Source organism: Eggerthella timonensis (assembly GCF_900184265.1).
In the GTDB taxonomy this organism is placed as follows: domain Bacteria; phylum Actinomycetota; class Coriobacteriia; order Coriobacteriales; family Eggerthellaceae; genus Eggerthella; species Eggerthella timonensis.
The window spans coordinates 1,220,065-1,242,753 of record NZ_FXXA01000002.1; the positions used below are offsets into that span (position 1 = coordinate 1,220,065).

The window sequence follows — 22,689 nt, forward strand, 5'->3', positions numbered from 1 at the left end:
GATTTCGACGGGTTGCATGCTACGCGCCGCCCCTCGCCGCGTCATCGCGCGGAACCGGGTATATCGGCCCGTGTCCAGGCAAAACGCCGAAGATACCCGAAAACGGGGGAGGCGCGCCGCACGCGGTTTGCAGCGTGGGCGCGGCACGGAAGGGCGCACGGGGTGCTATCATGGTTCGTTGCATGCGACGGGCGGAGCGAAAAGGAGTGCTTCATGGAGCGGACGGACGAGCGGTACGGGCAGTACGTGGCCATCCTCGAAGAGGAGCTCGTCGCCGCGATGGGATGCACCGAGCCGATCGCCATCGCGCTAGCGGCCGCGCGTGCGCGCGAGCTGTTGGGGGCGCTTCCCGCGCGCGTGGAGGTGGCGGCCAGCGGCAGTATCATCAAGAACGCGAAGAGCGTGGTGGTTCCCCATACCGGCGGGCTCAAGGGCATCGAAGCCGCAGCGGCCGCAGGCATCGTGGCCGGGCAGGCCGATCGCAGCCTCGAGGTGATCGCCGATGTGTCCCCGGCCGACATCGAAGAGGTCGCGGCGTACCTGGAGCGCACGCCCATCACGGTAAAGCGCGCCGATACGGGGCTCGACTTCGACATCGTCGTGCGTGTGTTCGCCGAAGCCCCCGATGCTCCGGCGCGCAGCGCGCTCGTGCGCATCGCCGACTTCCATACGAACATCGTGCGCGAGGAGCGCGACGGCGCCGTGCTGCGCGACAGCGCGCCCACCTCCGAGGGAGGCTCGGCCGAGGGGATGACCGACCGCGGCGTTCTGTCGATGGAGGGCATCTGGGATTTCGCCATGACCGCGGAGCTGGACGACGTGCGCGACCTGCTCGATCGGCAAATCGTCTGCAACGACGCCATCGCGTGCGAGGGGCTGGCCGGCGACTGGGGCGCGAACATCGGCAGCGTCATGCTGGGCGCCTACGGCGACGACGTGAAGGTGCGCGCGTGCGCGTGCGCCGCAGCGGCGTCCGACGCGCGCATGAGCGGCTGCGAGCTGCCCGTGGTCATCAACTCCGGCAGCGGCAACCAGGGCATCACCGTGTCGGTGCCGCTCATCGTGTATGCGCGCCACCTGGGTTCCACCGACGAGCAGCTCTACCGCGCGCTCGTGCTGTCGAACCTCGTGGCCATCCATCAGAAAACGGGCATCGGGCGGCTATCGGCGTTCTGCGGCGCCGTGTGCGCGGGCGCGGCGGCGGGCGCCGGCATCGCGTACCTCGACGGCGGCGGCTACGAGGAGGCCGTGCACGCCGTGGTGAACGCGCTGTCCATCGTGGCGGGCATGGTGTGCGACGGCGCGAAGCCCTCGTGCGCCGGCAAGATCGCTTTCTCGGTGAACGCCGGCATCCTCGGCTACGTGATGTACCGCGACGGCCAGCAGTTCTACGGCGGCGACGGCATCGTGAAGAAGGGCGTGGAGAACACCATCGACAGCATCGCCCGCCTCGGCCGCGACGGCATGCGCGCCACCAACGACGAGATCATCAGGATCATGCTGGGTCTCTAGCTGTGCAATGAGACAAAGGGACGGGGTTAATGACTCATTCCCCCGTCGATCATGTCCCGATGCTCTCTGAATGAGTCATTAACCCCGTCCCTTTGTCTCATCCAGGAACACGCTGGGCTCGATGGCGCAGGTGCGGATGCCGTCCTTCAGGCGGATGCGGCTGATCTTGAGCTTCAGCTTGCCCGCGCTTTCGAGGTCGGTGGACGTGAAATACGACAGCGCCAGCGTGCGGCCGGCCTTTCCCGTCAGCGCGCGCACGCGCCGCTCGTCGACGGCGCGCATCTTCTCCTGGCGCTCGGGCGGGGTCACCGTGGCGTCGAAGTAGTCGCGGGAGGGGATGAAGCCGTTGACGAAGCCGGCGACGATCAGCAGGTCGGGCGAGAAGCCGCACGCGAGGTCGTAGGGAACGACGGCCACCGCGTCGGCAGCCTCCAGGGTGGGTGCGAGCAGGCGCTCGGCCAGGCGCCGCGTCATCGCGGCGGCATCGTCGGCCGCGCCGCCGCTGCCCGAGCCGTCGTCGGCCAGGCACCGCTCGCGCAGGACGGCGGGTGCGTGCTGCTCCGTCCCTCCGGTGACGATGCGCGCCAGCTCGTCGAGCAGCGCCTCGCCCGTCAGCCCGCGCGCCTGCTCGATGAGCGCGCGCCCGGCGCGGTGCGCTTCGGCCACGCGCTGCGCGCCCACCACCTGGTCGTCGCTGCTGTCGACGGCAGCGAGCGCCTGCACGAGGCCGATGCCCTGCTCCTCGGCGCGCGAGCGCAGGTTGGCGAGGGCCGCGCTGTTCACGAGGTAGTCGCCGAAGCCGCACCAGCAGCGCCACGCCGCGGCGTCGTCCGGGTTCGCCGCCAGGTTGAGCGCCGTCGCGATGCGCGCGGGCACGCAGCGGGCGTTGTCGCGGATGTCGCCGCGCAAAGGCTGCGCGTCGGGAAGCGCTTCGGCGCGCACGCCCTGCGCCGCGAGCGCGACGACCACGTTGCGCGACCACACGCCGTTCGGCACGGCCACGACGATCCGCCGCGCGGACGTGCCGGCGGCGACGGCCTCGGCGACGGTGCGCGCGACCAGCTCGAACTCGGCTTCGGGGGTGTCGCTGCGCAGGACCAGCGGGGTGCGCGCGGCGGCCGCATCGGCGGCCAGCCGCTCGTGAACGGCGTGGGGATGCGTCGCGAGGAACTCGTCGATCCCGTCGGCATAGGGGTAGGAATCGTACACCTCGATGCAGGTTTCCGCATCGCCCGCCACGGCGATCGAGCGTGCGGCGACGAGGCTCGCCAGCGTTTGGGAGGCGCGGCTCGCGCACGCGAAGTCGTCCACCAGCACGTGCGCCCAGGAGCGGGCGGCGCGCGCTTCGTCGCAGCCGCGCAGGTAGCGCACGGCGAGGTTCGCCGCCTCGGGCTCCACGATGGCGCGCATGAAGGACAGGTTCGCCTTCAGCAGCGCATGGACGTCGGTCTCCTCGCCCGGCAGCAGCCAGGCGGGATCGTCGTCGGCCAGCTCGGTCCACGACCGGTAGAAGAACTTGAGCATCTCGCGCAGCCGCCTCGGCCTGAGCCCGCTCACCTTCATGTCCTCCATGAGGAACGTCTCCTCGAAGGCGGTCAGCAGCCGCGGCTCCCGTCCCGACCAGCGGCGCGCGCCATCGTCGGCCAGCACGTCGAGCGCCAAGGCCCGCGCGGTGGTCACGGTCGCGCCCGCGGCGCGCTCGGCGCCTGCCCGGGCGGCCAGCCGCTCCGAGAACAGGCGCGCCGCCTGGGGCGTCGCGCACAGCACCAGCACGCTGTGCGCCGCTGCGTCCTTCGTCAGCAGCGCGGCGGCGCGCTCGACGAGGCGCTGCGTCTTGCCGCTGCCGACGCCTCCGGTGATGAGCAGGGATTCCGTCGTTTCGAAGGTCGTTTCACCTGTCATGGGTTTTCATTCCTCCAGGTCGCGTTCGTCAGGTTCGGTGCGGAAGCGGCACCCCTCTTTCATCGGGAGGGAGGGGGAGGGGTGCCGCTTCCGGGCAAAAGGCGGCTTGTCCCCCAGAGCCCTTGCCAAGCCGCCTTTTGCCCGGAAGCGGGGCGCGCCCGATTCCGGAAGCGCGGCCCGGCTGCTGCAGCTGGCCGGGCCGTGCGGGAGGGGTTTACGGTGCGGTGCGCGCATCGTCGGCGTTGCGAGCGTCGCTCGTGCCGGCCGCATCGACGGTCGTGGCGACGGGTGCGTCCGACGAGCGCTTGGGCAGCAGCGGCATGGTGATCGCGTTCGCGGGGCATGCGTCCACGCAGGCGCGGCATTTCGTGCACTCGCTCCATGCGGCGCGCGACAGCTGCGGATGGCGCGGGTCGATGCCCTCTTCGCAGGCGCGGCCGCAGGCTCCGCACGCGGCTCCCTTGGCCGTCTCCAGGCACAACCCATCGTCGATTGTGGGCACGAACGTCTTGTTCGCCTTCGCGATGAGGCTCATGAACGCCGAGAGCGGGCACAGCTTGTGGCACCACTTCTTGAACAGCAGCACTTCGGCGATGAGCAGCGCGGGCACCACGATGAGCGACCAGGTGACGTCGCCGTGCGCGAACAGGTTGATGACCAGCAGGATGGTGGCGAACGTGAGCCCGATGGGGCAGACGAGGCAGAACACCGGGAAGCCGAAGACGAAGGTGGACGCCAACGCGCCGCCCAGCACGAAGTGGCGCGCGTCGGGCGCGGCCCCGCGCTTGGCCGCGCAGGAGGCGCATCCGCCCGCGTCCTTCGCTCCCTTCGAGCACGAGACGCTCAGCGCGTCGGCCTCGGCCTTCGTGAGCGGCGCGGCAGCGGGCTCGGGCTTGGTGTCGACGTCGGCGTCGACGGCATCGTCGCGCTTGGCAGGCTGCTTCTTCGCGAACACGCCGCGCAGCTTCTGCACGAGCGGCACGGGGCACATCCATCCGCAGAACGCGCGAGCGAACAGGACGATGAGCAGCACCATCGCGATCAGCGAGATCACGGCGCGCGGCACCATCATCTTGGAGGCGAGCATGGTGCCCAGGGCGCCCAGCGGGCACAGGATGGAGATGTCCCAGATGCCCGGCGCCGACATGGTGCCGATCCCGACGTTCGTCACGAAGCCGACGGTGACGACGGCGATGATGGCCAGCGCGCAGGCGGTGCGCAGCGTTTTGGAATTCTTCTTCATGGGGGCACCTATCCTTCAACTTCGTCGAGCGGGTGGACGACGATGGCGCGCGCCGTGGCCCCCTCGGCGATGGAGCCGTTTTGCAGCGAGACGCACACGCTCTCGCACGCGCCGCATCCGTTGCACTTGTCCTCCAGCACGATGGGACGGTTGTCCTTGTCCAGCTCCATGGCCTCGTAGGGGCACGCGTCGTAGCAGAACCGGCATCCGGTGAGCTTGTAGGCCAGGCACCAATCCTCGTGGATGACCGCCTTGCCGATGATGGTGTTCTCGGCCGTGGCGTCGGCGGGCAGCTTGAGCGCTTCGGTGGGGCAGGCGCTCACGCACAGCGGGGTGCCGTCGTGCTCGTCGGCGCACCAGTCGCACCAGTTCGCGGAGAAGTCGAACGTGGGGGTGCGCATGTTCAGCACGCCGTCCTCGAGGTGGGCGGGCGCGATGACGTCGCGCGGGCAGATCTCGTAGCATTTCTCGCAGCGGATGCACGCCGAGATGAGCCGCTCCTCGTCCTGGCCTCCCGGCGGGCGCACGAGGGACTGCGATCCCGCGTACTTCAATCCGCCCAAGCCCAGCATGACCGCCGCGCCGCCCGCGCCCAAGCACAGCGTGCGGCGCGTCATGCCGGCGTAGGTTCTCTCCTGCTTGTTCTCCATCGCTCCTTCTTTCGATCCCGCGCGGCTAGTCCGCGGCCAGCACGTCGGCGAGGAACGCCTCGTCGGTTTGGAGGAAGCCGTCCGTCAGGTACGCGAGGCCGCGGTAGAGGTCGGTCTGCGCGAAGCGCTTCATGTCGGACGTCATCATGGGGGCCCATGCCGCCAGGTGGTCTTCGAGGAAGTTCTTCTGCGCGGTCAGCAGGGCGATCGCCTCGGCCTCGTCGCCGCCGCGCAGCGCGTTCACCGTGCGCGTGGCCATGATCTGCTGGAATTCCAGCTCGAGCGCCACGTGGTCCTCGCCCTCCTTCCACGTGTCCTGCTTGTCGAGGCCGGCGCTGCGGTAGATGGCCAGCACCTCGTCACGTGCCTCTTGCATGAGCAGGCGCTTCTCGGAGGTGTACACCGATTCGAACGGGTAGGCGGCCGAGAACGCGTCCACGCCGTGCCCGATGAACACGCGCACGTAGTCGATGGCGAGGTCGGTGATGCTGTTGTCCCAGGTGTTGCTCAGGTACGTGGCCAGCAGGCGGTAGCCCTCGTCCACGTTCTTGTTGCCCGTCTTGGCAGGGAAGCGCATGCCGCGCAGCTCGTCGAGGAGAGGCTCGTCCACCTCCACGCGGTACAGGCGCGACAGCAGGCCGTACGTGGCGGCGCGCTGCTCGTTGAGGGTGATGAACTCCTGCATCGTGGCCTCGTCGGCGAGGGGCTGGGGTGCGGATGCGGTTGCGTCGGTCATGGTTAGTCCTCCTTGGATGCGGCGGTTGCGGGGGCGTCGGCGAGCAGGTCGAGGCCGGTGCGGCCGATGTCGGTGATGCACCACGCCTTCTTCCAGACGAGCGCGTCGCATTTCTCCAGCCGGTCGATGAAGTGGGGCGCGTAGAAGCGGGGCTTCTGCACGAGCGGATCGTGGTCGACCGCGTCGTTGATAGCGGGCGTGGCGGCGCCGCCATCCGCTGCGCACAGGTTGAGAATGCGCTGGTAGATGGGCGCGTAGGCGGCATCCTCCTCCAGGAGGGCGCGCAGGCGGTCGAGCGGCTTGTCGGCTTCGAGCGCCGCGATGCCGGGCGCGGTGGCAAGCCAGTAGGTTTCGACGGGCTCGCGCGCTTCCAGGTACTCGACGCCGTCCACGACGACGGTTTCCGGCTCGATCTCGGCGTCGTCGGCGGGATCGCCGTCGGCCGTGACGCGCTCGAGCGCGCCCGCCTTCTCCAGCAGGGAGCACAGGTTGGCCGCGCTGTACACCGAGAAGTTGTTCGCTTGCAGCTCGTCCACCTGCGCCTTCACGGCGGAGGCGGGCTGCGGCTGGGCGCACGCGGCCAGGATGCCCAGCAGCACCGTGCGGCGCGGCGCCATGGCTTTCAGCAGGTCGTCGATGCGTTCCTCGGCGGGGCGCTCGCAGGCGACGGACGCGCCGGACGGGGTCGCGTCCGCACCGGCGTCCGCGTTCTCGCGTGCGAGCGCATCCTCGGCGGCGCTCACCGTGGCGACGAACTCGTCGGCACGCCCTTCGGTTTCGTCGTCGTCGAAGTCTTCAAGTGGATCGAACCCGTCGTAGTCGGGCTCAAGAGAAAGGTGTTGGTTCGTGGAATCGTGAGTCATGTTCCGCCCCTCGTGACATTGTTTGCATCTACGGCGCACAGCACCGCGAACCTCACCCCTGAGGTTCCCACTTTTGCAAACAATGTCCGCTTCGCACGCAACCTGCGTGCCGGCGGACTCCCCAAGGCCACATGATAGGGAGCGCCGCGAAAGGTGTCAAGCGCGATTTTTCTCGCACGCTGCGGCGAAAGTGGCTATACTAGGCGGTGCAAGGGGGTAGACGAGAAAGGGTGAAGTCATGGCTCACGTGGCTAATTTCCTCGGTCTGCTCGAACAACTTCAGAGCGCCGACATCACGGTTCATCAGGGCCGTTGCGCTGTTGTGCGCAATCGCAACGCGACGTGCATGAAGTGTGCCGAGGTGTGCACGAGCGGTTGCATCTCCTACGACGACAACGAGCTGACCATCGAGCCCGAGCGGTGCATCGGGTGCGGCACCTGCGCCACCGTGTGCCCCACCTGCGCGCTCGAGGCGCATCGTCCAAACGATGCCGAGCTGCTGCAATCGTGCCGCGCGGCCTGCGAGGCGGCCGACGGCGAGGTGGTCGTCGCGTGCGAACAGCTGCTTGCCGCGGCGGACGGGCTGTACGACCCCGCGAAGGTGGTGGGCGTCACCTGTTTGGGACGCGTGGAGGAGAGCCTGCTGGTCACGCTGGCGGCGCGCGGCGCGCGACGCGTGGTCCTCGTGCAGGCGCGGTGCGCGGAGTGCGAGCACGCCTCGGGGTTCGAGACGGCCCGGCTCGTGCGCGACACGGCGCTCGCGCTGCTGGAAACCTGGAACAACGATATGCGCATCGACCTGGTGGAAAAGCTTCCCTCGGCCGTGCGCCGGTCGGGCGACGAGGGCTACGACGCAAGCCGCCGGAGCTTCTTCTCCAGCGTGAAGGACGAGGCGAAGAGCGCCGCGGCGGTCACCGCCGACTACGCCGTCAAGGACGCGCTGGGCGTGGAGGAGCCGCCGGAGCCGAAGTTCGTGAAGGTTGGCAAGGACGGCACGCTGCCTCATTTCATCCCCGACCGCCGCGGTCGCTTGCTTGCGGCGCTCGGCGCGCTGGGGCAGCCGCAGGACGTGCTCATCGACACGCGCCTGTGGGGTCACGTGATCATCGACCCCGAGAAGTGCTCGTCGTGCCAGATGTGCGCTACGTTCTGTCCCACCGGGGCCATCGCGAAGTACGCGGGCGAGGACGGCTCGATCGGCGTGACGCACCGTCCGGTCGATTGCGTGAAGTGCCGGTGCTGCACCGATATCTGCGCGCAGGGGGCGCTCGAGCTGTCCCACGAGGTGTTCGCCGTCGACCTGCTGTCGGGCGCGCAGGAGCGCTATCCGATGAAGCCGCTCAAGAACCCTCCGGGCAACCCCCACCAGATCTGGCACTCCATGAAGGCTCTCCTCGGCTGCGACCAGGTGTACGAGCGCTAAAGCGGCGTGCGCAGCGTCGAGGGGGCTGGCCGTGCCGCCGCGTTCGGGGCGGCACGGCCGAAACCGGTCTGCGAAAGAGGGCCTGGTCGGTTGTATCCGAACGGGTTCCGGTGCCGCTTCTGCAACTTTTTCGACTTTGTGGCAAGCGCGCTCTCGAAGCTGCTTCTCCCATCAGGCGTTTCGCGGTCGCGAGAAAACGTGCTGTTAGAAAGCGGCGGCAATGCTCGGAGAAACCCCTGGTCGGATTTCCTCTCGCTTGCCACAAAGTCGAAAAAGTTGCAGAAGCGGCCGCGATGTCCGTTTCGCGTTGGCGACGGCGACGAGTGAGACGTTAACCCCGTCCCTTTGTCTCATTCCTGCTCCGCTACCGCTAGCGAGCTTGGGTGTTGGGGGAGCGGGTCGGTCGACGCTTCAAGTGCCGCGCCCGCGGTCGCTTCGCTTACGCGGCTTCTTCCTCCGCCCCCTCCACCAGGTCCATCAGCTCTTGCTGGGTGTGGATGTCGAGCTTTTTGTAGATGTGGCGCATGTGGGTGCGGGCGGTGCCCTCGGAGATGTAGAGCTGCTCCTGGATGTAGGCGGCGTTGCGGCCTTTCGCCAGCAGGAACAGGACTTCCGTCTCCTTCTTCGACAGGAGGTAGCGGTTCGCCACCAGCTCGCACTTGCGCTTGAACCGGCCGGCGCGCGCCTTCTCGGGCGACTCGGCGCGCCCGCGCCCGCGAAGCGCCTCACCTGCCGGATTATCCGACTCGCCCACGATGAGGGCGCGAAGCTCGCTTCCGCGCGGCAAAGCGCCGAAGCCGAAGATGATGCATGCGAGCACGATGATCAGCGTGTTCGCCGGGTTTACGGCGGAGTCGAGTGCAGGCACGGCGAGCGAGGCGGTTATCCCGAGGAGCGCGCCCAGCGCGAGCGCCCCGCGTCCGAACCCGAACACCACGAACGACGTCAGGCGGAAGCGCTGGGTGATGTCGGCGTAGCTCACCCACATGGTGCCCTCGAACAGGAGGTAGCACAGCAGCAGCGCGAACGTGGTGAAGGGCGTTGCGTCGGCGATGAAGTAGACCGCGACCAGCGCGATCGCGATGAGGGGCAGCAGAGGGCGGAACATGAAGTTGATGTGCTGGCGCTGTGTCAGCATGACGGCGATCATGAGCGCGCACGCCGTGAGCGCGGCCGCCCCGATGCAGACGATCTGCGTTCCCAATCCTCCGACCAGGTGCATGTCGGCGATGGCCTGCGTGCGTACGGTGCCCAACGCGAACCCGAACAGCAGGCTGGGCGCGCATAGGCGCAGCGCGAACGGGGTTTTCCTCACCTTGAGCGTGATGGCAGCGAACTCGAGTTTGTCGACGAGCACGGTGCTGCACCGGTAGAGGCACCAGCATTCGAGGAACGGAATGAGCGCTGCGGCCAGGGCTCCCAGCGGATGGAGCAGGTCGAGGTTCGACACCGCCGTGTACAGCGCGATGCCCGCCACCAGCGAGAGCGCCGTGCTGGTGACGATGGTGGCGATGTCGCATTGTCCGAACGACACGCCGTAGCTCATCAGGAGGATGGCCGAGCCGATGCCGGTGGCTGCGCCTCCCGCTGCGAGCGCGGCGATTCCCAGCGGCGTTCCGACGTCCGCCAGGCACATGAGCAGCGTGCCGATGCAGCCGAGCGTCGCACCGACGAATCGGATGCGCGCGCGGCGCCGCTGCGTGGCGAACAGACGGCGGTACGCGCGCGACAGCACGCCGTAGCTCAGCAGGGACATGACGAAGAATATGAGCGACACGGGATGGAAGAGTCCGGCCGGCACCGCGGCGTCGGCTGCATTCCAGAAGAACAGCTGCTGGCCGTTGAACATCGTGAGATAGACCCATGCCCAATGGGCGCCGAAACCGACGATGAGCGCCGGCGACAGCTTTCCCAGCGAAAACCCCTCGTCCTCGCGCACCTCCACTTTGAGCCGCGGAAGCTTGATTTCCATCAGGTACCCGCTTTCCCCCTCGTCTGCGAACCCTCGCCGCCCATCATACTGCACCGTCGTCGGGTTGCTGCTCCGCGCCTGCCACCTTTCCCCTTCGTTGATAGTTGTTTCCTGGGGTTTTGTAAAAAATCATAGCCTCGGTATGATGCCCGGCCGCCCCGCATCGACGCAAAATCATAGCGTTGCTGGGAGGGCGTACCCGCTTTCGCCGCCTAGGATGGCTCCATCGTTTCAGGTATGAAGCGAGAGACGAGAAAGGAAGGTGGGGATCAATGGCTCAGCTCACGCTCACGCGCCGCAGCTTCATGAAGACGATGGCGGTCACCGGTGCCGCTGCATCGCTCGCAGCGGTCGCCGAGCCGATGCAGGCGCTCGCCGAGGGCGTCGATGCCGATGCGGGGGAGGTCAAACGCGTTCGCTCGTGCTGCCGTGCCTGCGGCAAAGTGGAGTGCGGCGTTTGGGTGACCGTACGCGACGGCAAGGTAATCAAAGTAGAAGGCGACGAGTCCGCGCCGCAAAGCCGCGGGCACTGCTGCTCGAAGTCGCAGTCGTCGATGCAGGCGCTGTACCATCCCGACCGCCTTCGCTTCCCGGTGAAGCGCACGAACCCCAAGGGCGAGGACGATCCCGGGTGGGTGCGCATCACGCTGGACGAGGCGTTCGAGATATGCGGCGAGAAGCTCAAGGAGGTGAAGGAGAAGTACGGCGGAGAGTCCATCTTCGTGATGTGCGGTACGTCGCGCGTGTGGTCGCTAGGGCCCTATCAGGGCATGAAGCAGCTGTTCGGCACGCCGAACGCGCACTTGGCCTACCAGGTGTGCAAAGGCCCGCGCCACTTCGGCGGCATCATGACCGACGAGATGGGGTCGCCGTGGATGGAGGTGGAGGCCGAGCCCAGCGTGTACGTGCAGTGGGGCACGGCGTGCGAGTACTCCAACTACGACTCCACGAACCGCACCGTCACCGACGTCGCGCACCGCGCGTCGAAGCACATCGTGGTGGACCCGCGCGTCACGCCGCTGGGCAAGGAGGCCGACATCTGGCTGCCGCTGCGCCCCGGTACCGACGGCGCGCTGGCGCTGTCGTGGCTCAACTGGGTCATCGAGAACGAGGCCTACGACGACACCATGGTGCGCCGTTGGTCGAACGCGTCGTTCCTCTACGTCGACGACAAGCCGAACCTCACCGAAGGCTGGCTGGTCGAGGGCAACGGCGGCATCAACATGAAGACGAAGCTGCTGACCGAGGCCGACCTCAAGGAGGACGGCAAGTACCAGCGTTTCATCGTGTGGGACGAGGCGAACGAGCGCCTGACGTACTGGGATGCCGAGCTCGGCATGTGGGAGGGCGAGGAGCACCGCGTCCCCACCACGGGCACGTGGATCGAGCATCCGTACAAGCCGCTCGTGGCCGACGCGTGGCTGCCCGACCAGTCGACGTTCGCCGACCCGGCCACCGAGCCCGACCGCTTTCCCGACGGCTCGGACGCCTGCAACCCCAAGGGTTTGCCGAAGCGCCCGGCGCTGCTGCCCGGCGAGGTGGAGGTTACGCTCAAGGACGGCTCCGTGCACCAGGCGCGCACCGTGTGGGATGCGTTCCATCGGATGACGAGCGAATATACGATGGAGAAGGCCGAAGAGGTCACCGGTGTTCCGGCTGGGAAGAACGAGGAAGCCGTGCGGGCTTGGACGACGCGCGTCAACCCGCTCCACGGCAACGGCGGCATCCACTTCCAGCTGGCCACCGATCAGAACGGCAACTCCATTCAGAATGTGCGCGCGTTGCAGATCCTTTCGTGCATCACCGGCAACTCCGACGAGCCGGCCGGCAACCGCGGTTCGTCGAAGGCTCAGTTCGACGGCAACCCCGGGCGTTCCAACATGCAGCTCGGCGCGCCGTACGGCGACGAGGCCAAGACATGGGACGGCCGCGATGTTGATCTCGAAGGGCTCGCCGCGAAGATGCAGGATTTCGTGCAGTACCTCATCGACAACGACTCGCCTTTGGCCGAACGCTACGGCAACAAGGTGCCCAGCCATGAGGAGGCCCTCGTCATCGCCAAGCGCATGGGAGGCGCGTTCCGCACGTCGCAAGCGTGGCCGAATCCCAAGACCGTATTCGAGCGCCAGGCCAACGAAGTGGACGCCGAGCGCTTCCCGCTCAACCGCTACTGGGCGCGCTGGGCGGATGCGAACGCCATCTGGGACGGCTGCCTCGACAACGACGTGCCGTATCAGCTGCACGCGGGCGTGTGCCAGTCGGGCGATTTCATGAACATGGGCAACATCGACGTGGCGTGGGAGGCCATGACGAAGCTCGACTTCTTCACCGACATCAACCTGTGGTTCTGCCCGAACAACGGCAACGCCGACGTCATCTTCCCGTGCTATCACTGGCTGGAAGTAGACACGACGCGCGTCAGCCAGGGCGCCGGCGGGTTCTTCGGCTGCGGGTGCGCCGCTGTCGAGGCTCCGGGCGAGTGCATCTACGACCCCGACTGGAACGTGGGCATGTACAAGGCCATGGGCGTGCCGTGGAACACGAAGGACGAGTCGGCCGAGCCGTCCGAGATCCTCAACTTCGGCGAGAAGACCGACTACCGTTGGCCGAACCGCAGCCGCGTGCTCAAGGACAACGTGGACGCGTGGAAGACGGCCGAGTTCCCCGACGGACCCACCTGGGAGCAGGCGAAAGAGCACTTCCAGAAGAACGGCTGGATGGATTGCCGCACGTGGCATCCCGAGCGGTGGGGCACGTACCGCCGCCACGAGATGGGCTGGCGTCGCCAGCAGGGCGGCTTCAACCTGTATCCGCTCGTGGACGACCATCCGGGCTTCATGACGCCGTCGGGCCTCATCGAGATCTGGTCGCTCGTGTGCGAGGCGTATCTGGGCGACGAGGACAAGTTCCCCGTGTACCGCGAGCCCACGAACTCGCCGGTGACCACGCCCGAGTACTTCGACGCCGCGAAGGCCGCCGACATCGACGAGTCGAAGATCCGCAACGCCGACTATCCTGCCAGCTTGCAGGAGCACGCCGATGCGACGTTCCTCATGACCACGGGCGCGCGCCAGCCGGTGTACTTCCACTCCGAGCATCGCCAGCTGCCGTGGTGCCGCGAGCTGTGGCCCGCGCCGCGCCTGGAGATGAACCCGAACGACGCCGCGCGCCTGGGGCTCGAGCAGGGCGATTGGGTGTGGATCGAGAGCCCGTGGGGCAAGGTGCGCGAGGTGCTGGATCTGTACTACGGCATCAGCAAAGGCGTGGTGAACGCCAACCATGCGTGGTGGTTCCCCGAGATGGATTCGGCCAGCCATGGCTACGAGCTGGTGAATATCAACTGCGTGATGGATCCGTACGGCCAGGACGTCGTGTGCGGCGCGGCCACGATGCGCTCGGTTCCCGTGCTGGTGTACAAAGCGACCGAGGAGAACTCGCCGTTCGGCAACCCGGTTCCGTGCGACCCGCAGGGCAACCCGTGCATCTGCGATGCGGGCGACCCGCGGTTGAAGGAATGGATGGGGACGGGGCTGCGATCCCGCGTCGAAGGCGAAGAAGCGTGGATGGGAGAGGGGGCGTAAACGATGACGCAGTACGCAATCATCACCGATCTGAACCGGTGCGTCGGCTGCCTTGCCTGCACGGTCGCCTGCAAGGCGGTCAACAACGTGCCCGTGGGGTCGTTCTGGATCAAGACGCTGCGCGTGGGGCCGAACCCGAAAGAGGGCGGTAGCGGCGACTGGCCCGATGTGGAGATGTACTTCCTGCCCATCCAGTGCCAGCACTGCGCCGACCCCGAATGCGTGAAGGTGTGCCCGACGGGCGCCTCGCACAAGGCCGAGGACGGCACCGTGCAGATCGACAAGTCGAAGTGCATCGGCTGTCAGTTCTGCGCCATGAGCTGCCCCTATAACGTTCGCTACCTGAACGAGGAGGAACGCGTGGTGGAGAAATGCACGCTGTGCGAGCAGAAGGTGGCCCAAGGCGAGCTGCCGCAGTGCGTGGCCCAGTGCGGCTCGCGTGCGCGCTTCTTCGGCGACCTGGACCAGGGCGTGGACAACTTCGAAGCGCCGGCGCATCCGCAAGCGCTGTCTTGCGACTACGCCGAGATGCAACAGACGCGCGTGACGCTGAAGGAGTACGTCGAACCGTATACGGAAGACGAAATCCATCGTCTGCCCGATGTTGGAAATGGCCCGGAGCTCATGTACCTGCTGCGCTCCGACCGAAAGTGGAGGGGGTAGACCATGGAACTCCAGTGGCCTTTGATTTTGTTCACCACCCTGGTTGCCTGGTCGGCGGGGCTGTTCGGGACGCAGGCCTTGATGGCGGCGTTCGGCGTCGGGAAGCGGGCGCAGGCGCCGGCGTGGGTTGTGTCGGCCGTGCTGCTCGCGGCCGGCGGGATCGCGGTGTTCTTCCATCTGGAGCACTGGGAGCGGATCTTCAACGGGTTCGGGCATTTGACCTCCGGGATCACCCAGGAATTGATCGCGATCGTGGTGCTGGCCGTGGCCGCCGTGGCCTACCTCGTGCTCATGCGCAAGTCCGACGACGGCGCGAGCGTGCCGAGGTGGCTGGCGTGGGTCGCCGTGGCGCTGTCGGTGGTGCTCGTGGCCGTCATGGCGCACTCGTACACGATGGCCGCCCGCCCCGCGTGGGACTCGATCCTCTGGATACTCTACGTCCTCGGCAACGCCTGCGTGCTCGGCCCCGCGACGTTCCTCCTCCTCTCCACCTTGGCTGCAGGGGAACCCGGGGACCGACCCGCCGAGCGCGCAGCCGACGTCGGGGCCCCAGCGGGTCTCGCCGCCCTCGTCGGCGCAGCCGCCAACGCCGTAACGGCCCTCGCCTTCGCGATCTTCCTCCAGCTCTCCGCCGGCTCCTTCGCCGACGTCGGCCTCTACTTCGACCCGACGCACCCGACGAAGGCCATGGCCGACGCCGCCGCGACGGTCGCCTCCCAGGCCCCGCTGCTGTGGCTCGGCGCCGTGGCGGTCGGCGCGATCGTCCCCCTGGCCGCCGCCTTCCTAGGCAGGCGCACGAGCAACTGGAGGCTCTGGGCCCCGATCGCGATAGCCGCCGCCTTGATCGGAGCCGTCTGCATGCGCGTCGTCTTCTACAACCTGGGGCTTTCGGTCTTCATGTTCTACTAGCCCCCCGGTGCCGCGCCGCCCGGCCGACGGCGCGGCACCTGCAGAAATGTTTCACGTGAAACATCAGCAGTAAAAGAACGGATGTTTCACGTGAAACAACCTCCTGCCAGCCCTCTTCGAGCGCGATTCGTCTCCCCATACCCCCTTGCAAACGACGGATCGCTCTCGAAGAGGGCTGGCAGCCTTTCCATCCTTAGGCGTTCCCTCCCGAAAACCGGATTCGGTGCCTCTTCTGCAACTTTTTCGACTTTGTGGCGAGCGTGGCGAAACTCGACCAGGGATTTCTCCGTGAGCCGCTGCCTCTTTCCGCTTGTACGCTTTCCTTGCATCCGTGAAACGCCTGATGGAGAAGCCGGCTTCGGGAACGCGCTTGCCACAAAGTCGAAAAAGTTGCAGAAGAGGGTGCGATTCCTGCTTCGCGATCGGTTTTGGGTCGCGAAGTGAGGGAAATGAGACATTACCCCCGTCCCTTTGTCTCCCTTTGTCTCATCGGAAGCGGGCGAGGCTCTCGCTTCTGCAGCCATAGGCGAAATGCTGCGAGGGACGGTCGCGACGCCTGGGTTGCGCGCGCTACTCCCGCCCCTCTATCACGTCCAGGAACTCCTGCTTGCTGTGGACGTCCATTTTTTGGTAAATGTGGCGCAGGTGGGTGGTCACCGTGCCGCGCGACAGGTAGAGGTCTTCCTGGATGCGGGTGCTCGAGCGGCCCTTCGCGAACAGGATCATGATCTCGGTTTCCTTCGGCGACAGACCGTATTCCCCGGCCACGTCCTTGCAGCGGTCTTGGAAACGCTGGCGCCTCGGCTCGGCGCCGCCCTTGTCCTCATCGCCCTTCGCCAGCGCGATGAGGTCGTTCTCGTTGAACACGAACATGTACGAGATGAGGATGGCCAGCGTCGCCAGCAGCGCGATCAGGCTGAGGCTCTGCGGCGAGAACGGCGCGAACGTGCACACGAGCTGCCCCAACGAGGAACCGAGCAGCACGCCGAGCGTCACCATGCCCCAGCCGATGCCGAACACCATGACGCCCGACAGCCGGTACGTGAACGAGATGTCGGCGAGCAGTATCCAGATGAGCACGTTGAACGTGCCGTAGCCGGCCAGCGCGATGGTGCTCTCGATCTCGGAAAAGCCGGTGAACACGGGCAGCAGCATGAAGAACACGGCCATGACCAGCATCACCGAGCGGTACACGGGGCGCAGGCCCGTTTTGCTGGAGAGCAGCACGCAGCCGTAGACGATGGCGATGGTGAGCAGGCTCGACCAAAGCAATGGGAAGCGGTAGAAATTCTCCACGCTGGCCCCGTTCGCGGTGATGAACACCGCGCGCACCACGCCGTCGGCCATGCCGATAAGGCAGGCGCAGATGCCGATCTTCCACGAGAACTTCCCCAAATGGATCTCGAACGGCTGCACGACCGGTTCGGCCTTCGACGACCACGTTTTCAGCTTGACGAACAGGATCCATCCCGATACGGCGGGCAGCAGCGCGCAAATCACGCATGCGCCTACGGGCGGCAAGGCCAGGACGGCGGGGAAGAGGGCCGCGGCGATCAGGAAGGCGAGCGGGGCCTCGAACGACGTGCGGCGGGGGTCGACGTTGCGGTACAGCTCGCCGTATCCCAAGTCGATGAGTCCCGAACCGATGCCGGTGGACGCCGATCCGACCGCGCACAGCGCGAACGCGGGGACGGTCGGCAGCGTCGCGCAGGCGAGGGCCAGCGTGCCGAGGGTGGTGAGGGCCGGGCCGAGGAAGCGGAACGCGCGTCGGCCGATGAGAGCCGTGAATCGCCGATGGAAGATCGCGCTTGCGAACAGGGTCGCGCACAGCACGAGCGTCGATACCAGGTAGGCCGCGCCGGGAAGCGGTTGCCCGTTCCAGGTGATGGAGCTTGTGGCGGCTCCCAGGAACATGAGGTACACCCAAGCGCGCGCCAGGGCGAAGCCGAGCATGCGCAGGTTCAGCAGGCTGCGCGGCGACGTCTCGCGCAGGCGGTCCCGAGCGGTGGTCAACGGTTTCGGCATGTGCGTCACGAGAATTCCCCCTCAAGATCTCGATCCCCTGCGGCTCATTATAGCGTGCGCCATCCGTCCGGCTTGCGTGGCCCGATAGGTTGATACGCGACATCATGCTTCGCTCATCAGGCGTTTCTCCAAAATCATGGGAAATGCATGATGGGAAAGCGTTCGGATCGCCCGATTTTTCGCAGAAACGCATGATGCGCGGACGCCCTCCGCCGCGCATGCTCGAACAAAGCGGCGGGCGTTCTCGACAAGCCGTCGCAAGGACGAGACGGAGAAGGAGGAGGAATGGGAAAGCTCAATCTGACGCGCCGTGCGTTCACGAAGCTCACGGCCGTGACGGGTGCGGCGTTGGCCTGCGCGGCGACGGTCGCCCCGAACGCGGCGCTGGCCGAAGACGCCGGAGCGGCTGCGCGCGGCGACGACGTGAAGCGCGTGCGCACCTGCTGTCGCGGCTGCGGGAAGATGGAGTGCGGCGTGTGGGTGACCGTGCAAAACGGCCGCGCCATCAAGGTGGAGGGCGACCAATCGTCGTTCCAGTCGAGCGGAAACTGCTGCGGCAAGTCGCAGTCGTCCATCCAGGCGGCGTACCACCCCGACCGCATCTACCATCCCATGAAGCGCACGAATCCCAAGGGCGAGGATCCCGGTTGGCAGCGCATCACGTGGGACGAGGCGATGGAAACCATCGGCACCAAGTTCAACGAGTTGATGGATCGCTATGGCGGACAGTGCATCTTCAACATGGCGGGAACGTCGCGCCAGTGGGTGTACGGGCCTTACGCGTTCTACAAATGGCTGTTCAACACGCCGAACGCGCATGTGGCGTCGGAGATCTGCAAGGGGCCGCGCCGCTTGATGGGCTGGATCACCTCGGTCGACGGAGCGCCGTGGATGGCGCTGCGCGACGGACCGCGCGTGTACGTGCAATGGGGGACCGCGCCCGAGAACTCCAACTACGACGACAGCTGCCGCAACCTCGTGGACAAGATGACCGAGGCCGATGTGCATATCTGCATCGATCCGCGCCTGTCCGGCTCGGGCAAGGAGGCCGATTACTGGCTGAACCTGCGCCCCGGCTCCGACGGCGCGCTCGCGCTGTGCTGGCAGCACCTCGTCATCAAGAACGACCTGGTGGACTGGGAATTCGTGAAACGCTGGACGAACTCGTCGTTCCTCGTGGTGGAGGATCGGGAGCCTACGGGCGGCCGCTACATCGACCTGTCCACGCCGCTCAACACCGCCGGCATCCCCGCCGACATCGTGGGCACGAAGCTCAAGACGCGCCTGCTGAAGGAAAGCGACGTGGTGGAAGGCGGCAGCCCGCGCAAGTTCTACGCGTGGAACTCGTCTGCCAACGACGGAGCGGGCGGCTTGGTGATGTGGGACGTCGACACCACGCAATGGGAGGGCTGCAACCACGTGGCCCCCACGCGCGACCAGATGGAGGTCGTGTACCAGGGCACGTCGCAGGAAGGGTATCTGCCGCCACTGTCCTATCACGAGCTGGAGGAAGCCGGCATCGATCTCGACCTGCATGAAACGCATGAGGTGGAGCTGCTCGATGGAATGAAGCACACGGCGAAGCCGGTGTGGGCGTACCTCGAAGAGTCGGTGAAGGACTGCACGCCCGCGTGGTGCTCCGAGATCACGGGACTCGACCCTGCGCTCATCGAGGAGGCGTGCCTCGTGTGGGCCACGCGCCCCGAGGGCCAGGATTACGGCAACGGCGGCATCCATCTGAACCTCGCGCCCGACCAGATCGGCAACTGCACGCAAACGGTGCGCGCGGTGCTGCACCTCATCTACATGACCGGCAACTTCGACACGCCCGCCGGCAACCGCGGCCTCACGCGCTCGCCCATCGACGAGCAGGCCACGGCCGCGCCCGGCTCGAACATGCCGCAGGAAGTGAAAGCCCAGCTGATCGCCTTGGGCGAGATCCCCGTGGAAGGCGTCACGCCCGATCCCCTCAACGTGCCCGACCGCTACGACACGCTGTCGAACATGGTGGGCGCCGACGAGTTCCCCATCACGGCGTACTACAACGAGTGGGCCGACGCGACGCGCATCTGGGACGCCTGCCTCACCGGCGAGCCGTACCCCGTGCGCGGCGGCATCAACGAATCTGGCTCGTTCATGAACATGTCGAACGCGAACCTGGCCTGGGAGGCGTTGCAGTCGCTCGATTTCTGGGTGGACATCAACATGTTCCACCATCCCGGCACCGAGATGGCCGACATCCTGCTGCCGTGCCAGCATTGGCTGGAGATCAACAACATCCGCGTGTCCCAGGGCGCGTCCGGCGGCATCGGCGCCACCATCCGCGCGGTCGAGCCGCCCAGCGACACGAAGTTCGACTACGACATCAACCGCCTGCTGTTCGACGCCGTGGGCGGCCCGAACGGAACCTGGACCAACATCGCGGGCGACGCGCCCGGCGGCTACCACGTGGACGAGCGTTTGGAGGACTGGTTCCAGAACAACTCGAAGACCAATCCCAAGGTGAAATGGCAGCATTGGGACGACTTCGTGGAGGACTTCCAGGAGAACGGCTGGATCAACGCCAAGGAGATCGAGCCCGACCGCTGGGGCACGTACCGCCGCTTCGAGACCGGCTGGATGCGCATCGCAAAAGACGCGTGTACGGGCGCTCCGTTCAGCGGGAAGGTGGGCGACGACGGCGTGCCGGTGAACAACTTCGGCTGCCCCACGCCGACGGGCCTCGTGGAGTTTTGGCCGCTCGTGTTCGAGACGTACTGCGTGGACAAGGCGAACGAGTTCAACCCCGGCAAGTTCGATCTGGTGCACGAGATGATGCCGCACTACGACGAGCCGAAATCGGGTCCCAAGGGAGACGTGGACACGAACGAGTATCCCATCATCCTCACCACCGGCCGCCGCATCCCCGTGTACTTCCACTCCGAGCACCGGCAGTTGCCGTGGTGCCGTGAGCTGTGGCCGGCACCGCGTTTGGAGGTGAACCCTGAAGACGCTGCCGAGCTGGGGCTCGAGCAGGGCGATTGGGCCTGGATCGAGACGGAGTGGGGCAAGGTGCGCCAGTGCGTCGACTTGTACTACGGCATCGCGAAGGGGTGGGCGAACGCCGAGCACGCCTGGTGGTTCCCCGAGCTGCCCGCGCCGACGCACGGGTTCGAGCTGTCGAACATCGAGTGCATCTGGGATCCTTACGGCCAGGATCCGTTCATCGGGTCGTCCCACATGCGCGGCGTGCCCGTGAAGATCTACAAGGCCACGCCCGAGAACTGCCCCGACGGCAAGGTCATCCCCTGCGCGCCCGAGGACGGCACCGAGATCATCTACGATGCCTCCGACCCGCGCCTGAAGGAATGGCTGCCGAACTACACCATCCGAGAGGAGGCGTAAAGCCATGACCCAGTACGCGATCGTCACCGATTTGAACCGGTGCGTCGGCTGCCTGGCCTGCATGGTTGCCTGCAAGGCGGTCAACAACGTGCCGGTGGGCAACTATTGGAACAAGGTGCTGCGCATCGGCCCCTCGCTGAAAGAGGGGGCCACGTCGTCGCACGACGTGGAGATGTACTACCTGCCCGTGCAGTGCCAGCACTGCGCCGACCCCGAGTGCGTGAAGGTGTGCCCGACGGGCGCCTCGCACAAGCTGGAGGACGGCACCGTGCAGATCGACAAGGCGAAGTGCATCGGCTGCCAATTCTGCGCGATGTCGTGCCCCTACAACGTGCGGTACCTGAACGAGGAAGAGGGCGTCGTGGAGAAGTGCACGCTGTGCGCGCAGATCGTGGGGCAGGGCGGGTTGCCGCAATGCGTCATCCAGTGCGGAGGGCGCGCCCGGTTCTTCGGCGATCTGGACCAGGGGATCGAGTCGTTCGAAGCCCCCGCCGTCGGCTACGACACCGATCGCACCTACGACGGCCTGTATGCGGGCAACCGCGTGACGCTGGGCGAGTTGGCGCAGGACTTCGATGCGAGCACCGATCTGCATCATCTGCCGAACGTCGGCAACGATCCGAACTTCGCGTTCATCCTGCGCAACCGCGACTGGAAGGGTGATGAATGATGGAACTCCAGTGGCCTTTGATTTTGTTCACCACGCTGGTGGCGTGGAGTGCGGGGCTGTTCGGGACGCAGGCCTTGATGGCCGTGTTCGGCGTCGGGAAGCGGGCGCAGGTGCCGGCGTGGATCGCGTCGGCCGTGCTGCTCGCGGCCGGCGGGATCGCGGTGTTCTTCCATCTGGAGCACTGGGAGCGGATCTTCAACGGGTTCGGGCACCTGACCTCGGGCATCACGCAGGAATTGATCGCGATCGTGGTGCTTGCCGTGGTCGCCGTGGCCTACCTCGTGCTCATGCGCAAGTCCGACGACGGCGCGAGCGTGCCCAAGTGGCTGGCGTGGCTGTCCGTCGCGCTGTCGATGGTGCTCGTGGCCGTCATGGCGCACTCGTATACCATGGCCGCCCGTCCCGCGTGGGACTCGATCCTCTGGATCCTCTACGTCCTCGGCAACGCCTGCGTGTTGGGGCCCGCGACGTTCCTCCTCATCCTGGCTGCAGTGCCGCCCCGGGACCAGCCCGCCGAGCGCGCAGCCGACGCCGGGGCCCTAGCCGGTAGGACGGCCCTCGCAGGCGCCGCCCTCTACGCCCTCGCGGCCCTCGCCTTCGCGATCTTCCTCCAGCTCTCCGCCGGCTCCTTCGCCGACGTCGGCCTCTACTTCGACCCGACGCACCCGACGAAGGCCATGGCCGACGCCGCCGCGACGGTCGCCTCCCAGGCCCCGCTGCTGTGGCTCGGCGCCGTGGCGGTCGGCGCGATCGCCCCCTTCGCCGCCGCCTTCCTAGGCAGGCGCACGGGCAACTGGAGGCTCTGGGCCCCGATCGCGATAGCCGCCGCCCTCGTCGGAGCCGTCTGCATGCGCGTCGTCTTCTACAACTTGGGACTCTCGGTCTTCATGTTCTACTAGCGCATCCTCCGATAGCGCCTGCGGAGGCGCCGCCGACCGGCGAGCCACTCCGCAGGCGCACGGGTCGGAGCCCTCCCCGGTGCGCGCGACCCCCTCAGCCCTCCTCGAGCGCGATTCGTCTCCCCATACCCCCTTGCAAACGACGGATCGCTCTCGAGGAGGGCTTTGCCAATGCTTTCATTAACGATAGATTTGAATTTTGACAATCCTCGATAGCCGTTCTATACTATCAAAATAAAAATCTATCGTTAATGAAA

The 22,689-nt window shown here is 66.7% G+C and carries 15 protein-coding genes; 8 read left to right on the forward strand and 7 right to left on the reverse strand.

The features are described from left to right. Positions 1-213: 213 nt before the first annotated feature. The gene (locus C1A15_RS05035; RefSeq protein ID WP_101721543.1) at positions 214-1,512 is read left to right on the forward strand and encodes an L-cysteine desulfidase family protein; all 1,299 of its coding nucleotides are present in this window, start codon (positions 214-216) and stop codon (positions 1,510-1,512) included. Between the two features lie 78 nt (positions 1,513-1,590). On the opposite strand, the gene C1A15_RS05040 is transcribed toward C1A15_RS05035, so the two are convergent. The 5 genes from C1A15_RS05040 to C1A15_RS05060 all read right to left on the reverse strand — a co-directional run bounded on the left by C1A15_RS05040 (position 1,591) and on the right by C1A15_RS05060 (position 6,906). After that, the gene (locus tag C1A15_RS05040; RefSeq protein WP_101721544.1) at positions 1,591-3,414 is read right to left on the reverse strand and encodes a UvrD-helicase domain-containing protein; all 1,824 of its coding nucleotides are present in this window, start codon (positions 3,412-3,414) and stop codon (positions 1,591-1,593) included. A 214-nt stretch (positions 3,415-3,628) separates the two neighbouring features. Next, positions 3,629-4,657 (reverse strand): 4Fe-4S binding protein, encoded by a 1,029-nt coding sequence (locus C1A15_RS05045; protein WP_101721545.1) that lies wholly within the window; start codon positions 4,655-4,657, stop codon positions 3,629-3,631. A gap of 8 nt (positions 4,658-4,665) precedes the next feature. Continuing rightward, entirely contained in the window at positions 4,666-5,307 is a 642-nt protein-coding gene (locus tag C1A15_RS05050; protein ID WP_101721546.1) for a 4Fe-4S dicluster domain-containing protein, read from the reverse strand. A gap of 25 nt (positions 5,308-5,332) precedes the next feature. Continuing rightward, the gene (locus tag C1A15_RS05055) at positions 5,333-6,043 is read right to left on the reverse strand and encodes a TorD/DmsD family molecular chaperone (protein WP_101721547.1); all 711 of its coding nucleotides are present in this window, start codon (positions 6,041-6,043) and stop codon (positions 5,333-5,335) included. A 2-nt stretch (positions 6,044-6,045) separates the two neighbouring features. Further along, positions 6,046-6,906: a hypothetical protein gene (locus C1A15_RS05060; RefSeq protein ID WP_101721548.1), complete on the reverse strand. Its 861-nt coding sequence runs from the start codon at positions 6,904-6,906 to the stop codon at positions 6,046-6,048. Between the two features lie 238 nt (positions 6,907-7,144). Between C1A15_RS05060 and C1A15_RS05065 the strand changes: the two genes are divergently transcribed. Beyond that, positions 7,145-8,329 (forward strand): 4Fe-4S binding protein, encoded by a 1,185-nt coding sequence (locus tag C1A15_RS05065; RefSeq protein WP_101721549.1) that lies wholly within the window; start codon positions 7,145-7,147, stop codon positions 8,327-8,329. Between the two features lie 439 nt (positions 8,330-8,768). Here the strand turns inward: C1A15_RS05065 and C1A15_RS05070 are convergent, their stop codons facing one another. Then, a complete protein-coding gene (locus tag C1A15_RS05070) occupies positions 8,769-10,301 on the reverse strand; it encodes a response regulator transcription factor (protein WP_101721550.1) in 1,533 nt (510 codons plus the stop codon). A gap of 272 nt (positions 10,302-10,573) precedes the next feature. Between C1A15_RS05070 and C1A15_RS05075 the strand changes: the two genes are divergently transcribed. Genes C1A15_RS05075 through C1A15_RS05085 form a run of 3 tightly spaced genes read left to right on the forward strand, consistent with a single transcriptional unit; the run spans position 10,574 to position 15,454 of the window. Further along, the gene (locus C1A15_RS05075; RefSeq protein WP_101721551.1) at positions 10,574-13,882 is read left to right on the forward strand and encodes a molybdopterin-containing oxidoreductase family protein; all 3,309 of its coding nucleotides are present in this window, start codon (positions 10,574-10,576) and stop codon (positions 13,880-13,882) included. Positions 13,883-13,885: 3 nt separating this feature from the next. Further along, positions 13,886-14,545: a 4Fe-4S dicluster domain-containing protein gene (locus tag C1A15_RS05080; RefSeq protein WP_101721552.1), complete on the forward strand. Its 660-nt coding sequence runs from the start codon at positions 13,886-13,888 to the stop codon at positions 14,543-14,545. Positions 14,546-14,548: 3 nt separating this feature from the next. Further along, positions 14,549-15,454: a DmsC/YnfH family molybdoenzyme membrane anchor subunit gene (locus C1A15_RS05085; RefSeq protein WP_101721553.1), complete on the forward strand. Its 906-nt coding sequence runs from the start codon at positions 14,549-14,551 to the stop codon at positions 15,452-15,454. Between the two features lie 570 nt (positions 15,455-16,024). On the opposite strand, the gene C1A15_RS05090 is transcribed toward C1A15_RS05085, so the two are convergent. Next, positions 16,025-17,479 carry a LuxR C-terminal-related transcriptional regulator gene (locus tag C1A15_RS05090; RefSeq protein WP_245865080.1) on the reverse strand — a complete coding sequence of 485 codons (1,455 nt, stop codon included), beginning with the start codon at positions 17,477-17,479 and terminating at the stop codon, positions 16,025-16,027. Positions 17,480-17,764: 285 nt separating this feature from the next. On the opposite strand from C1A15_RS05090, the gene C1A15_RS05095 reads away from it, so the two are divergent. The 3 genes from C1A15_RS05095 to C1A15_RS05105 are packed head-to-tail and all read left to right on the forward strand — an operon-like array spanning position 17,765 to position 22,432. Next, positions 17,765-20,863, forward strand: coding sequence for a molybdopterin-containing oxidoreductase family protein (locus tag C1A15_RS05095; RefSeq protein ID WP_101721555.1), 3,099 nt, complete (start codon positions 17,765-17,767; stop codon positions 20,861-20,863). A gap of 4 nt (positions 20,864-20,867) precedes the next feature. Continuing rightward, positions 20,868-21,533: a 4Fe-4S dicluster domain-containing protein gene (locus C1A15_RS05100; RefSeq protein WP_009608205.1), complete on the forward strand. Its 666-nt coding sequence runs from the start codon at positions 20,868-20,870 to the stop codon at positions 21,531-21,533. Continuing rightward, positions 21,533-22,432, forward strand: a complete 900-nt coding sequence (locus C1A15_RS05105) for a hypothetical protein (protein WP_101723707.1) — start codon at positions 21,533-21,535, stop codon at positions 22,430-22,432. Before C1A15_RS05100 ends, C1A15_RS05105 begins: the two co-directional genes overlap by 1 nt. The last annotated feature ends 257 nt before the right edge of the window (positions 22,433-22,689 follow it).

Coding starts and splice junctions, on each gene's coding strand:
- C1A15_RS05070 (WP_101721550.1), bottom strand. CDS start 10,301: ATGGAAATCAAGCTTCCGCGGCTCAAAGTGGAGGTGCGCGAGGACGAG.
- C1A15_RS05090 (WP_245865080.1), bottom strand. CDS start 17,479: ATGCCGAAACCGTTGACCACCGCTCGGGACCGCCTGCGCGAGACGTCG.
- C1A15_RS05060 (WP_101721548.1), bottom strand. CDS start 6,906: ATGACTCACGATTCCACGAACCAACACCTTTCTCTTGAGCCCGACTAC.
- C1A15_RS05085 (WP_101721553.1), top strand. CDS start 14,549: ATGGAACTCCAGTGGCCTTTGATTTTGTTCACCACCCTGGTTGCCTGG.
- C1A15_RS05100 (WP_009608205.1), top strand. CDS start 20,868: ATGACCCAGTACGCGATCGTCACCGATTTGAACCGGTGCGTCGGCTGC.
- C1A15_RS05105 (WP_101723707.1), top strand. CDS start 21,533: ATGGAACTCCAGTGGCCTTTGATTTTGTTCACCACGCTGGTGGCGTGG.
- C1A15_RS05035 (WP_101721543.1), top strand. CDS start 214: ATGGAGCGGACGGACGAGCGGTACGGGCAGTACGTGGCCATCCTCGAA.
- C1A15_RS05080 (WP_101721552.1), top strand. CDS start 13,886: ATGACGCAGTACGCAATCATCACCGATCTGAACCGGTGCGTCGGCTGC.
- C1A15_RS05075 (WP_101721551.1), top strand. CDS start 10,574: ATGGCTCAGCTCACGCTCACGCGCCGCAGCTTCATGAAGACGATGGCG.
- C1A15_RS05065 (WP_101721549.1), top strand. CDS start 7,145: ATGGCTCACGTGGCTAATTTCCTCGGTCTGCTCGAACAACTTCAGAGC.
- C1A15_RS05040 (WP_101721544.1), bottom strand. CDS start 3,414: ATGACAGGTGAAACGACCTTCGAAACGACGGAATCCCTGCTCATCACC.
- C1A15_RS05055 (WP_101721547.1), bottom strand. CDS start 6,043: ATGACCGACGCAACCGCATCCGCACCCCAGCCCCTCGCCGACGAGGCC.
- C1A15_RS05050 (WP_101721546.1), bottom strand. CDS start 5,307: ATGGAGAACAAGCAGGAGAGAACCTACGCCGGCATGACGCGCCGCACG.
- C1A15_RS05095 (WP_101721555.1), top strand. CDS start 17,765: ATGGGAAAGCTCAATCTGACGCGCCGTGCGTTCACGAAGCTCACGGCC.
- C1A15_RS05045 (WP_101721545.1), bottom strand. CDS start 4,657: ATGAAGAAGAATTCCAAAACGCTGCGCACCGCCTGCGCGCTGGCCATC.